This window comes from Paraburkholderia sp. GAS38, from assembly GCF_050434965.1.
In the GTDB taxonomy this organism is placed as follows: Bacteria; Pseudomonadota; Gammaproteobacteria; order Burkholderiales; family Burkholderiaceae; genus Paraburkholderia; species Paraburkholderia phenazinium_A.
In genome coordinates this window covers 102,621-115,409 of sequence record NZ_JBNDJO010000007.1, presented here as the reverse complement: position 1 = coordinate 115,409, position 12,789 = coordinate 102,621, and the positions used below count along the sequence as shown (strand labels likewise).

The window sequence follows — 12,789 nt, the reverse complement described above, 5'->3', positions numbered from 1 at the left end:
ACTTCCTCCGTTGGAAGGAAGTCTCCTTGGGGGATCACTTCAAGGAGAACACCATGACTTCGCGCCCTGTCATCGACGATCTGTCGTCTTTCTGGATGCCCTTCACCGCCAACCGCCAGTTCAAGGCCGCGCCGCGCCTGCTGGAATCGGCCAAGGGCATGTACTACCGCACGACGGACGGGCGCGAGGTGCTCGACGCCTGTGCCGGTCTCTGGTGCGTGAACGCGGGCCATAGCCGCGACGAGATCGTCGCCGCGATCACCCAGCAGCTTTCCACGCTCGACTTCGCGCCGACCTTCCAGATGGGCCACCCGCTCGCGTTCGAAGCGGCATCGAAGGTGGCCGAGCTGATGCCGGCCGGCCTCGACCGGATTTTCTTCACGAACTCGGGTTCGGAATCGGTGGATACGGCGCTGAAAATCGCGCTGGCTTATCACCGTGCGCGCGGCGAAGGGCAGCGTACCCGTCTGATCGGTCGCGAACGCGGCTATCACGGTGTGGGCTTCGGCGGCATCTCGGTCGGCGGCATTGCGCCGAATCGCAAGACCTTCTCCGGCGCGCTGCTGCCGGCGGTCGATCATCTGCCGCACACGCATAACCTCGAACACAACGCGTTCTCGAAGGGCCAACCCGCCTGGGGCGCGCATCTGGCCGACGAGCTCGAGCGTATTGTCACGCTGCACGACGCGTCGACGATCGCCGCGGTGATCGTCGAACCGGTCGCCGGCTCGACCGGCGTGCTGGTCCCGCCGCAGGGGTATCTGCAGAAGCTGCGCGACATCTGCACCAGGCACGGCATCCTGCTGATTTTCGACGAAGTGATTACCGGCTTTGGGCGTCTGGGCAAGGCCACGGCCAGCGAGTACTTCGGCGTCACGCCGGATCTGCTGACCATGGCGAAGGCCATCAACAACGCCGCGATTCCGATGGGCGCGGTGGCGGCGAGCCGCACGATCCACGACACCATCGTGAATGCCGGCGCGCAAGGGGCGATCGAACTGTTCCACGGCTACACGTATTCGGCGCACCCGGCTGCGGCTGCGGCTGCGGTGGCCACGCTCGACCTGTATCGCCGCGAAGATCTGTTCGGCCGTGCCGCTTCGCTCGCTCCGGCGTTCGAGAGCGCCGCACACGCGCTGCGCGATGCGAAGCATGTGAAGGACATTCGCAATCTGGGCATGGTTGCCGGAATCGAACTCGAACCGCGCGACGGCGCACCGGGCGCGCGTGCCTATGAGGCGTTCGTCAAATGCTTCGAGGCGGGCGTGCTGGTCCGCTTCACGGGCGACATCCTCGCGTTCTCGCCGCCGCTGATCGTCAACGAAGAGCAGATCCAGCACATCTTCAAGACCGTGCGCGACGTGCTCGCCACGGTGCAGTAACGACACCATCGGGCAGCGGCGTCGCGCCGCTGCCCGCCTGACGTACTTACGCAGCAGTCCCGACGATGGTATCGAAGTAGAGCTTCAAAAAACCGTCCACGTCGACATCCACACACACGTCCTGCTTGCTCGAGTTGTCCCAGTCCGGCGCAGGCACCCCCATGTTCTCCGGCTTCTGGATGGTCTGGCCGACCGCCAGCCCTTCGACCACCACCCGCACCGCCCCACGCCGGATCCGATAAAGCTCGGGCGCCACCAGATAAGCGACCGCCGACGAATCGTGCACATAGATTCCATGGACGCCCGAGCTGTCGATGTGGAACTGCTCGTACAGACGCGACACGTCCCAGACAAACTGCCCCACCTCGCCGCCGTGCTGACGGATACGGTCCAGGTAGGCGGTATCCATGATGGCCTTTTGCGTCACGTCCAGCCCCACCGCGGTGACCTTCCACGCGGCGGCAAAAACCTGATCGGCCGCCTCCGGGTCTGCGGAGATATTCGCCTCTGCACACGGGCTGACATTGCCCAAAACGCCGTTCATGCCGAACGCGCCGCCCATGATAATGACCTGCTTGACCAGCTGCTGGATCTCGGGGTCTTCCTGCAAGGCCCGCGCGAGATTGGTCATCGGGCCCACGGCGATGAGATTGATCTCGTGCGGGTGCTTGCGAATCTCGTCGATGATGAAGCGATGCGCGGGGCGCGCATCGAGGCGGGCGCGGCCGCCGTCGGCCAGCGCAGGCAGCGCGATGTCGCCGAGGGCGTTGTGTCCGTGAATATGCGGAATCGGTTCGGGGGTCGCGCGGCGCAGCGGTTTGCCTGCGCCACGTGCGACGACTACCGTAGGGTCCGCAAACCGTTCGACGAGATAGACCGCGTTACGGGTCGTGGTTTCGATCGTCGCATTGCCGAACACGGACGTCACGCCGATCAGTTCGATCGCCGGATGACGCGTCTGGAACACCAGCGCCATCGAGTCGTCGACGCCGGGGTCCGTGTCGAAAATTACCTTGTGCATGATTGGGCACTCACCTTGTTTGCGGAGGACAGCGCGGCGTGCGTGCTTATGCAGCCGGCACGCCGCCTGGCTCCAGATAAAACGCGCCGGGCAATAGCGCGGCGGCGCTGGTCACCTCGACCTTGCCCGCCAGGTTGCTCAGTACGACTTCGAGTTTGGGCGAGCCCAGTTCGATCATCACCTGACGGCACGCGCCGCACGGCGCGATGGGACCGTCGGTGTTGCCGATCACGGCCAGCGTCTTGAACTGCCCCGGACGATAACCTGCTGCCACCGCGCTGAAGAACGCCGTGCGTTCGGCGCAATTGCACAGGCCATATGAAGCGTTCTCGACGTTGCAGCCGTGAAAGAGCGTGCCGTCGTTCGTCTCGAGCGCCGCGCCCACCAGAAAGCCCGAATAAGGCGCATAGGCACGCTCACGCGCTTTGCGGGCTTCGTCTATCAGATGTTCGTGTGTCACTACTCCTCCCCATCAAAATCAGGAATCCACCGGTGCTTCGCTCCGCCAGGCGATCATTCGATCACTCGATCAGGCCGTACACGGTGGGCGGCATCGTCGTTGCGGTTGCGGCCAGGGTGAACGCGGCCTGGATCTCAGCGGCCGCGTGTTGCGCTGCGGATCGACCGCGTGCGTGAACCCGCGCAATCGTTGCGCCCGCATCGACGTATTGTCCGAGTTCGACGAGGTCTGTCAAACCGGCCTGATAGTCGATGCCGTCTTCGGGACGGCGTCGGCCGCCGCCCAGCCCCACCACCGTCAGTCCGAGCGCCCGGCAATCGATCCGCGTCACGTAACCCGCATGCGGTGCGGCGACCTCAAGCACAACCGGCGTCTCACCTAGATGATGCTGAGACGCCTCGATCAAATCAGATGGCCCGCCCAGCGCGCGCACCATCCGCGCAAAACGCTCGGCAGCCGCGCCCGAATCGAGCGCGGCGTTCAGTTTGACATAGGCGTGCGCGGGATCGTCGGCGAGGCCGCCCGTGACGAGCATCTGCGAAGCGAGCGTCAGCGTGACTTCGTGCAGCCGTGCCGGACGACGGCGTCCGGTGAGATAGTCGATCGCACAGCGGACTTCCAGCGCGTTACCCGCGCAGGGGGCGAGCGGCTGGTTCATGTCGGTCAGCACGGCGACGGTCTTCATGCCGGCGCCGTTGCCGACGTCGACGATGCTTCTCGCCAGTTCCAGCGATTTCTCGTAGTTCGGCATGAAAGCGCCCGACCCGACCTTGACGTCCATCGTGAGGCTCGCGAGTCCCGCCGCGAGTTTCTTGGAGAGGATCGACGCCGTAATCATCGCCACGGACTCGACCGTCGCCGTGACGTCGCGGATCGCGTAGATCCGCTTGTCCGCCGGCGCAAGCTGCGCCGTCTGGCCGATGATCGCTACCCCAACCTCGCGCACGACACGCTGGAACGCCGCGGTTTCAGGCACTACGTTGTAGCCGGGTATGGCCGCGAGCTTGTCGAGCGTGCCGCCGGTGTGACCGAGCCCGCGCCCGGAGATCATCGGCACGAAGCCTCCGCAGGCGGCCACCAGCGGGCCTAACAGCAACGACGTGAGATCGCCGACGCCGCCTGTCGAATGCTTGTCGATCAACGGCCCCGGCAGATCGAAGTCGCGCCAGCCGAGCACCTGACCCGAGTCGCGTTGCGCGAGCGTCAGTGCGACACGCTCGTCGACGCTCATGTCGTTGAAGTACACCGCCATCGCAAACGCGGCGACCTGGCCGTCGGTGACGCCGCCGTCAGCGACGCCCTGCACGAACTCGGCGATCTCGCTGCGGCTCAACGGTTGCCGGTCACGCTTCCTGCGAATGATTTCCTGTATCAACGACATGATGATCGACCCAACCCAAGGTAGGAGACCGTAGCGTCATTTCACTTCTCGCCGCTCAATGCGTTTAACGCGTTCAATGAAACGACAGGAAAATGCCGGCAATCGCCGCACTCATCAGATTCGACAGCGTGGCCGCTGCGACCACGCGCAAGCCATAGCGCGCCACTTCCGCGCGTCGCTCCACCGCCACCGCGCTAAAGCCACCCGTAAGAATCGCGATCGACGAGAAGTTGGCAAATCCACACAGCGCAAACGAGACGATAGCCAGCGTCTTCGGATCCAGCACTTGCAGGCCGGCCGCCGCGACCGACTGCGCGCCCTTCAGGTACGGCGACAGATCCACATACGCCACGAACTCGTTGAGGATCAACTTCTCGCCGATGAAGTTACCCGCGAGCGGCGCATCGTGCCAGGGCACGCCGATCAACCACGCCAGCGGTGCAAACACCCAGCCAAGCAGACTCTGCAGCGTGATCTGCGGATGGCCGAACAGGCCGGCAATGCCGCTGACAGTGGAATTCAGCAATGCGATCAGGCCGATGAAGGCGATCAGCATCGCGCCGACATTGATGGCGATGCGCAGCCCGATGGCCGCACCCGACGCGGCCGCTTCGATCACATTGGCCGAGCGCCGTTCGTCGAACGTGAGTCCTTCCAGCACGACGCGGCTTGGCTCGGTAGTCGGGAAAATCACCTTGGCGAACAGCAGGCCACCGGGAATCGCCATGAACGAGGCGGCCAGCAGATACTCCAGGTTGACGCCTAAGCCCGCGTAACCGGCCAGCACCGACCCCGCTACCGAAGCCATGCCGCTCGACATGACGGCGAACAACTCGGCTCCGGTCATCTGCTTGACGAACGGTTTGACGAAGGCCGGCATCTCGCTCTGGCCGAGAAAGATGGTGGCCACCGCGGAGCACGCTTCGACGCGGCTCACGCCGAGCAGCTTTTCGAACACGACGCCGAGACCGTCGATGATCCACTTCATCACGCCGATGTGATACAGCACCGCGATCAGCGCGGTGACGAAGATGATCATGGGCAGCACGCGCAGCGCGAACACAAAGCCACCGCCGCCGAACAGCGCGAACATCTTGTCGTCGACGAGACCGCCGAACATGAACGAGACGCCACGGTCGCCCATCTGCAGCACATGATTGACGCCGCGCGCAGCGGCGGCGAGGGCGGCGCTGCCGAGCGGCACGAACAGCACCAGCGCGCCGATCGCCACCTGGGCGGCCAGCGCGGGAATCAGCGTGCGCAGACGGATGCCGCTGCGATTGGTCGAGAGCACAAAGGCGATCAGCAACAGCAAGGCAATGCCACACAGACTACGTACGATATCCACGTTGTGCTCGCTCTATCGGAATGAGGATGATCGGGGGAGTTGCCAGCCGGGCTGACGGCACGAGGCCGGTCTCTCCAGCACGGTGGCGTAGGGATGCTTGGGCCGTCTAGCAGGCCCGCTTTGGGTTCAGTACGAGCCGTTCGGAACGACGGCGCGGTTGACAGCGCGGTTGAAGGAAAATTGGGTGGGATGGGGGACGTGCAGCACGACTGACTTTACTTCGCATACCTATCTTCCTCCTCTTTGTCTCTTTTGTTGGTCCAGCGGGCATGTCGCGGCGGCGTGCCCGTCCGTGCACCGTATAGTGCAGCGCAAAGTGCGCCGCGTCCAGCCTTGGCAGCCGCGCACGGCTCTGCATGTTGAGATGACGCAATGCAGCGATGCTCGCCGTTTTGGCGGGCAGGATGCGACCCATGCATTGCGCATCCCACAGGCAACGCCGCGACTTCACCTTTAATCCTGTCCTATCGGTCAGGTTATAGATGACCAAAAAAATAAAGTACAAGGCTTTTCGTGGAGAGGCGAAGGCTCTGTGCCAAGCCGCATGCGAAATGCGTGAAGTGAGCCCTACGTGTGGAATCACCGAGGTTCACGGTAAGGCTTCCGTATTGTTTACGCGCGGCACGTCCGTATCAGCGGCGTGCGGCATGACGGGCGGCGGCATTGCACCGCCGCCCTCGACACCCGCCTCAAAGCGTCACGACGCATGCATCAATGATGCGAGCGCGCGGCCCGCGTATGCGCGGCCTTTTTCGCCGCCGCCGATCGACCGGCGGCGCCCTTGGTACTGGCCGCCTTCTTCGCCGCCGCTGAGCGGCTCGCGGCCGGCCGGCGAGCGGCAGCCGTCTTCGTCTGCCTCGACAATGCCGCGCTCGACGCACCCTGTCCGCTCTCGCGCTTGAGCGCCGTGGTGGCGGCACGCGCGCGCTTCGTCTTCGATTCGGTGCTGGTACTTTTGGCAGCACTTTTGTGCTGACCCGCCGCGCTATCTTTGGCCGCCTTTTTACGGGTCGCCTCGCTGGTCGTACCCTTCTTCGGCGCCTTCAGATCGACGCCGGCGCGGCGCGCCTTCGACAAGCCGATGGCAATCGCCTGCCTGGCCGATCGCACGCCATGCTTGCCGGCGCGCACGCGGTCGACCTCTTCCTTGACGAACTCCCCGGCCTGGGTGCTCGCGGCTTTGCCGGCGCGCTTGTCGGCCTGGGCACGGTGGATGGTTTTCTGTACTGGCATGACAGTCCTCCCAATGGGTTGTTGGCCTGCATTCATGCAGCAACCCCTGTGCCTTACGAAAAAGCCCACGAATCCGGTGCGCCATTCGCGCGGACGGCGTATGGTTACAGCAAGGGCCGGCGCCTGGTGTCCGGCTTGACGGCCGTCCGGCCATCCGGGAGAAGCCGCATGAAGATACCCACCTTACGCGCAGGCGCTCATATTGAGGGAGTGCACTGGATCGCCGAATATGCCGAGGACGTCCACGAAATTCGCGTGTTTCGCGAGGGGCAGGAAGTGGATGTGCACAACGCGCCGTCCACGCTGTTCGGCGACGAAGAGAACGCCGGGTCGAAAAGCTGCGCCGATCATCGCGCGGCGGAGGCGGCAGTGCTGGCGTATTTGCGGCGCTTCGTCGCCGAGCACGACGCGGAAGAATAGCGAGCGGCCAGGGCTAAATCATGACGATTTCGCCCTGGCCAGGGTTTTACGGCCGCCATTGACCAACCCTGGCGGCGCCTGGTTCGACGGAGGCAGTCAGTCAGCAGGACGCAGCTTCTTCACTTCGGCGTCCGAAGGTTGCACGCTCGCGCCGTCGATATAGTGGAACGACGTCATTACACCCTTGCCGTCCTTCACACCCGTCACGCCCACATAAGCGCCCATGGTCGACTGGTTGTCCTGCGCGCGATACGTGACCGGCCCAAACGGCGTATCGACGTTCAAGCCCTTGAACGCGGCGGCAAGTTTGTCGGGATCGGTGGAACCGGCTTTCTTCAGCCCGTCCGCAATCGACATCAACGCGGAATAACCGACCACCGAGCCGAGACGCGGATAGTCGTGATACTTCGCCTGATACGCATCGACAAACTTCTTGTTGGCGGCCGTATCGATCGAATACCACGGGTAGCCCGTGACAATCCAGCCGGTCGGCGCTTCGGCGCCAAGCGGGTCCAGATAATCCGGCTCGCCCGTCAGCAACGACACCACGCTGCGGTCCTTGAACAGACCCGTCGTATTGCCCTGACGCACGAATTTGCCGAGATCCGCGCCGAACAGCACGTTGAAGATTGCATCGGGTTTCGCATCGGCGATGGCCTGGGTCACTGCACCCGCATCGAGATTGCCGAGCGGCGAGGCCTGATCCGAGACGAATTCGATGTCAGGCTGCGCAGCCTGCATCAGGCGCTTGAACGTCGCCACTGCCGACTGGCCGTACTCGTAGTTCGGATACACCAGCGCCCAGCGCTTTTTATGCAGCTTGAGGGCTTCCGGCACCAGCATCGCCACCTGCATGTAAGTCGAAGGACGCAGACGGTAGGTGTATTTGTTGCCGTCGGCCCAGACGATCTTGTCGGTCAGCGGTTCGGCGGCGAGGAAGAACACGTGCCGCTGCTTGGCGTAATCGGCGAGCGCGAGACCCGTGTTCGACAGGAAGCCGCCGAACAGCAACTGCACGCCCTCGCCCGTGACCAGTTCCTGCGCGACGCGCACCGTGTCACCCGGGTTGGCGTTGTCGTCGCGCGAGACGACTTCGAGCTTCTTGCCGAGCACGCCGCCCGATGCGTTCACCTCGTCGAGCGCGAGATTCCAGCCGTTCTTGTAAGGGCCGAGAAAGGCCGGTTGAGCCTTATAGCTGTTGATTTCGCCAATCTTGATCGTCTCTTGCGCCGCCGCCCCGAGAGCGGTCAACGAGAGCGTCAACGAGACGGTCAGACAAGAGATCCATCCTGCGCGTGTGGTCATGCCTTTCTCCGTTATCAGTGGGATTGCGGGAATGCGAATGTGCTACCAGGCAAATCGAAGCGCTCAGTCAGCGCGCGGCGCCGCGCGTATGCGCGCCACCGTCGCCTCGACGTCCTGCCACGCGGGCTTGCCGCCCGCAAACTGCTGACGCAGGTACGACACCAGTTCGGCCACCTGGGCGTCGTTGAAACTGTCTCGGTACGCCGGCATCGTACCGAGTTCGGGCCGCGCAGGCGAGCCGATGCCGTCCAGAATGACGCGTATCAGGTTGTCGGGCATTCCGCTATGCAAGTTCGTGTTGAGCGCCAGCGACGGATGCGCGCCGAACAGTTGCGGCCCGCTGCCGGTGTGGTGGCACGCGGCGCAAGCGCCGTCGAAGAGCCGTGCGCCGAGACCGGAGGCAACCGGCGTCGCCATGCTGGCCTCTTCATATTCGCGTGCGAGCGCTTGCGGATTCGCATTCGGACCGGCCGGATTGAGCGAGGCGAGATAGTTCGCCATCGCGCGGATGTCGCTGTCGGGCAGATGCGCGAGTTCGCTGACGACCGGCCCCATCGGTCCGGCCGCCACGCCATGCAGCGGTGCATGACCGAAGCGCAGGTAGCTGAACAATTCGTTTTCGGTCCACGGTACCGGCGCGTTGGACAGCGTCGTCAAGGCGGGGGCTTCCCAGCCTTCGGCCATGCCGCCGCCGAGGAATGCCGCGCCGGTTTTCTCGGCACCCATTGCATTGCGCGGCGTGTGACAGGCACTGCAATGACCCAGGCCGTTGACCAGATACGCGCCGCGATTCCATTGCGCCGTTTGCGTCGCATCCTGCGTGAAGGTATTGCGCTTCAGAAACAGGCTGTTCCATGCGGCCATCATGGGCCGCACGCCGAACGGAAACGCCAGCCTGGTTTCCGGCGGCCGCGAGCGTACCGGCGTTTGCGACATCAGGTAGGCGTATAGCGCCTGCAGGTCGTCGTCGGAGACGTTCTTGAAGGACGTGTACGGAAACGCGGGGTACAGGTGCCGTCCGTCGCGATGAATGCCCTGGCGCATGGCGCGCACGAACGCTTCGAACGACCAGTTGCCGATGCCGGTCTGCTCATCCGGCGTGATGTTGGTCGTGTAGATGGTGCCGAACGGCGTATCGAGCGCGAGGCCGCCCGCGTTCGGCACGCCGTTGTGCGCGGTGTGGCAGACGGCGCAGTCGCCGAGCGAGGCGAGCAGCTTGCCGCGCGCGATCAGCTCGGGGGCAAACGCCGAGGCGAGCGGCGGCGTGATCGGTGCAATCGGCTGCGGAGCGAATGAAGCCATGCTGAGCCAGCCCGCGGTGCCGGCGACCAAAGCGCTAAGGAAACCGAAACGCCAGCGCTTTTTCCTGCGCGCGGCAGCCGCGGCCGCCGCCTCTTGCGCGGGACCATCCGCGAGCGCCGCACGGATCACCTCCGGCGTGAACGGCGGGCGGCGAAAGCGCACCCCGGTCGCATCGTAGAGCGCGTTGGCAATCGCCGCCGCGCCCGGCAGCGAGGCCGATTCGCCGGTGCCCATGGGCGGCTCCCCGTGGCGCGGCATCATCACCACTTCGATGACCGGCACCTCGCGGAACGTCAGGATCGGATAGGCGCCCCACTCCTGGCTCGTGACCGCGTTGTCGCCGAACGTCACGCGCTCTTTCAACGCGCGGCTCGTCGCCTGGATCACGTTGCCGTGGATCTGATGACGCACGCCGTCCGGATTGACCATCGTGCCGGTATCCTGGCCCACCACCACGCGCGTGACGGCCAGCTCGCCGCTCTTGCGGTTCACTTCGATGTCGGCCACCCAGGCGGCCCATGCCGCGCCGAAACCGGGGAATTTGCTGTGCACGTAACGCGCATACGCAAAACCTCTGCCGCGTGCGATGTCGCCTTCCTGCTGGTCCGGCTCGTCCTGCTCTTTTAGCGCGACGTTACGCGGCTGCCAGCCGGCCTTGTTCGCCACCGCCTTGACCAGATCGATTGCGCGCGGATCGGTCAGGTGCTGCAGGCGGAACGCGACAGGATCGACACCCGCCTGCTCAGCCAGTTCGTCGATGAACGATTCGTGCGCGAACGTATTCGGCAAAGCTGAAACACCGCGCAACCACGAGGCCCGGACAATCGGCGGCGTGTCGTCGCAGACGATCCGCATGGTCCGGTAGTCGTAGGGCGGCACCGCCGTGCGGTCGCCCATTTCGAACACCTGCGGCTGCGGCGCGGTCGTCCCGGTCAGCAGCAAGGCGAGCGTCGGCGCGTCGTTCGACGGGTAACGGGTGGCGAAATCGTAGCCCGTGAGCTGGCCGTCCGCGTCCACTGCACCGCGTACGTCCATCAGTTGCGCCGCGCCTTTCGGTTCCCAGGCGTGTTCGTCTTCGCGCGATAGTTGCACGCGCACCGGTTTGCCCACTGCGCGCGAGAGCAGCGCCGCATCCGCGACCACGTCGTCGGCGCAGTTGCGGCCGTAGCAGCCCGCCGCCTCCATCCGCACCACTTCGATGCGCGCTTCGTCCAGCGCCATCAGCAGCGCCAGATCCGCGCGCAGCGAATGCGGATTCTGGGTGCCGGACCAGACCTTGAGCGCGCCGTCGCGATAGTCGGCCACCGCACACGACGGCCCGATCGACGCATGCATCTGGAACGGCCACACGTAAGTGCGGTCAAGGGCATTGCCCGCCTGCGCGAGCGCGGCGTCGACGTCGCCTTCGATCACCAGATCGCGACGCTTCGAGGGGTTGGCACGCAAAGCGGCCTCCACCTCGCTGCTGGTCTCGAGCGGCGGTAAGCCCTCCACCGGTTTCCACTGCACGTCGAGGCGTTTGGCGGCCTGTTGCGCGATCTCTTCGCGCTCCGCCACGATGCCCACAAAATCGCGGATCACGACCACCTTGACGATACCAGGCAGGTCGCGCAGCGAGTCTTCATCGACGTGCAACAGGCTGTTGCCGATGAAATCGCCCTGCGCCACGCCTGCATAAGGCGGACGCACCACGCGGCCATGCAGCATCCCTGGCATACGAACGTCGTGCACGAAGGTCAGCTCGCCGGTGGCTTTGGCGGGAATATCGACGCGCGCCGTGCTCTTGCCGACAATCCGATACGCCTCAGGCGGCTTGACCGGCGTATCCGTCGAGAGCGTCAGTTCGATGCGCCGCCCGGCGATCAGCTCGCCGTAGCCGATGCCTTGCGCCATCGCTTGTGCCGCCGCCTGTGCCCCATCCTCGCCGCGACGATGCACGATACCGTCGTGCACGTCGAGCGTATCGGCGACGACGCCAAAACGGGTGGCCGCCTCCTTCACCAGAAATTGCCGCGCCTGCGCCGCGGCAAGACGCAACGGCACGGCGGAAATCTGGATGGTTGCGCTCGCAATCGTCGGGCCCTGGTTCGGCACCTCGGTGGTATGCCCGAGCACCACCGACACGCGCGTGAGCGGCACATCCAGCTCTTCCGCGACGATCTGCGCGAGCGCAGTGCCGATGCCGGTTCCCAGGTCGACGTGTCCATTGAACGCCAGCACGCTGCCGTCGCCGCGCACCACCAGGAACACGTCCGCCATGGTCGGCACGAAGGACGAGCGCGAGCCCGGCTGCCCGATCGCCGGCTTGACCGGCGCCTGCGGCAGCCGCACGACGATCAGCACGTTCTGCGCGTCCTCGAGTTGCTGGCGCGAGAGCGGTTGACGGTCGACACTGACGTCCGGCCCGGTCATACGCGCTCTCCTTCAAGCTCGCCACGTCGCGCCGCCAGCAATTCGGCAGCGCGATGCACGGCGCGCAGGATTTCGACATGCGTGCCGCAACGACACAGGTTGCGCGACAGTTCGCGGCGGATGGTGTCGTCGCTGGGATGAGGGTCGCGGTCGAGCAACGCTTTGGCGGTCATGATCATGCCGTTCAGGCAATAGCCGCACTGCGCGGCCTGTTCCAGGATGAACGCCTGCTGCACCGGATGCAGCGCAGTCCGCGTACCCAATCCTTCGAGTGTGGTGACTTCATGCCCTAGCGCGACTCTCGCGGTCGTCACACAGGAGCGCGTCGGGATGCCGTCGAGCAGCACCGTGCATGCGCCGCACTCGCCCAGGCCGCAGCCGAACTTCGGACCGTTCAGCGCCAGGTCGTTACGCAGCAGATACAGCAGCGGCGTGTCGACGCCGGCGCTGACGACATGCGTCGCGCCGTTGACGTTGAGCGTGAGGTTGGCGGGACGGTTCATGGCCGCAGCGTCGACGGGTGGC

10 protein-coding genes are annotated in these 12,789 nt (G+C 64.9%); 2 read left to right on the top strand and 8 right to left on the bottom strand.

What is annotated here, in order from left to right:
• The first annotated feature begins 53 nt into the window (after window positions 1-53).
• Entirely contained in the window at window positions 54-1,382 is a 1,329-nt protein-coding gene (locus P3T42_RS18220; protein WP_429306816.1) for an aspartate aminotransferase family protein, read from the top strand.
• 46 nt (window positions 1,383-1,428) lie between these two features.
• On the opposite strand, the gene P3T42_RS18215 is transcribed toward P3T42_RS18220, so the two are convergent.
• The 5 genes from P3T42_RS18215 to P3T42_RS18195 all read right to left on the bottom strand — a co-directional run bounded on the left by P3T42_RS18215 (window position 1,429) and on the right by P3T42_RS18195 (window position 6,825).
• Window positions 1,429-2,403 (bottom strand): nucleoside hydrolase, encoded by a 975-nt coding sequence (locus P3T42_RS18215; protein ID WP_429306815.1) that lies wholly within the window; start codon window positions 2,401-2,403, stop codon window positions 1,429-1,431.
• A gap of 46 nt (window positions 2,404-2,449) precedes the next feature.
• Window positions 2,450-2,863, bottom strand: a complete 414-nt coding sequence (locus tag P3T42_RS18210) for a cytidine deaminase (RefSeq protein ID WP_429306814.1) — start codon at window positions 2,861-2,863, stop codon at window positions 2,450-2,452.
• A gap of 61 nt (window positions 2,864-2,924) precedes the next feature.
• Window positions 2,925-4,244 carry a thymidine phosphorylase gene (deoA, locus tag P3T42_RS18205; RefSeq protein WP_429306813.1) on the bottom strand — a complete coding sequence of 440 codons (1,320 nt, stop codon included), beginning with the start codon at window positions 4,242-4,244 and terminating at the stop codon, window positions 2,925-2,927.
• 73 nt (window positions 4,245-4,317) lie between these two features.
• On the bottom strand, window positions 4,318-5,592 hold the full coding sequence (locus P3T42_RS18200) for a NupC/NupG family nucleoside CNT transporter (RefSeq protein WP_074296283.1): 1,275 nt from the start codon (window positions 5,590-5,592) through the stop codon (window positions 4,318-4,320).
• Between the two features lie 711 nt (window positions 5,593-6,303).
• Window positions 6,304-6,825 (bottom strand): DUF6496 domain-containing protein, encoded by a 522-nt coding sequence (locus P3T42_RS18195; protein WP_074296284.1) that lies wholly within the window; start codon window positions 6,823-6,825, stop codon window positions 6,304-6,306.
• Window positions 6,826-6,993: 168 nt separating this feature from the next.
• Here P3T42_RS18195 and P3T42_RS18190 point away from each other — a divergent pair, with 168 nt between their 5' ends.
• The gene (locus P3T42_RS18190) at window positions 6,994-7,245 is read left to right on the top strand and encodes a hypothetical protein (protein WP_074296285.1); all 252 of its coding nucleotides are present in this window, start codon (window positions 6,994-6,996) and stop codon (window positions 7,243-7,245) included.
• Window positions 7,246-7,341: 96 nt separating this feature from the next.
• Here the strand turns inward: P3T42_RS18190 and P3T42_RS18185 are convergent, their stop codons facing one another.
• The 3 genes from P3T42_RS18185 to P3T42_RS18175 all read right to left on the bottom strand — a co-directional run bounded on the left by P3T42_RS18185 (window position 7,342) and on the right by P3T42_RS18175 (window position 12,767).
• Window positions 7,342-8,550: an ABC transporter substrate-binding protein gene (locus P3T42_RS18185; protein WP_074296286.1), complete on the bottom strand. Its 1,209-nt coding sequence runs from the start codon at window positions 8,548-8,550 to the stop codon at window positions 7,342-7,344.
• A 63-nt stretch (window positions 8,551-8,613) separates the two neighbouring features.
• Entirely contained in the window at window positions 8,614-12,264 is a 3,651-nt protein-coding gene (locus tag P3T42_RS18180; protein ID WP_429306812.1) for a molybdopterin cofactor-binding domain-containing protein, read from the bottom strand.
• Window positions 12,261-12,767 (bottom strand): (2Fe-2S)-binding protein, encoded by a 507-nt coding sequence (locus tag P3T42_RS18175; protein ID WP_074296288.1) that lies wholly within the window; start codon window positions 12,765-12,767, stop codon window positions 12,261-12,263. The genes P3T42_RS18180 and P3T42_RS18175 overlap by 4 nt, the downstream gene beginning before the upstream one ends.
• Window positions 12,768-12,789 lie beyond the last annotated feature (22 nt).

Bases quoted from the DNA above. Each gene is read 5' to 3' on its own strand.
- P3T42_RS18175 (WP_074296288.1), bottom strand. From the start codon at position 12,767: ATGAACCGTCCCGCCAACCTCACGCTCAACGTCAACGGCGCGACGCAT.
- P3T42_RS18220 (WP_429306816.1), top strand. From the start codon at position 54: ATGACTTCGCGCCCTGTCATCGACGATCTGTCGTCTTTCTGGATGCCC.
- P3T42_RS18190 (WP_074296285.1), top strand. From the start codon at position 6,994: ATGAAGATACCCACCTTACGCGCAGGCGCTCATATTGAGGGAGTGCAC.
- P3T42_RS18180 (WP_429306812.1), bottom strand. From the start codon at position 12,264: ATGACCGGGCCGGACGTCAGTGTCGACCGTCAACCGCTCTCGCGCCAG.
- P3T42_RS18195 (WP_074296284.1), bottom strand. From the start codon at position 6,825: ATGCCAGTACAGAAAACCATCCACCGTGCCCAGGCCGACAAGCGCGCC.
- deoA (WP_429306813.1), bottom strand. From the start codon at position 4,244: ATGTCGTTGATACAGGAAATCATTCGCAGGAAGCGTGACCGGCAACCG.
- P3T42_RS18215 (WP_429306815.1), bottom strand. From the start codon at position 2,403: ATGCACAAGGTAATTTTCGACACGGACCCCGGCGTCGACGACTCGATG.
- P3T42_RS18185 (WP_074296286.1), bottom strand. From the start codon at position 8,550: ATGACCACACGCGCAGGATGGATCTCTTGTCTGACCGTCTCGTTGACG.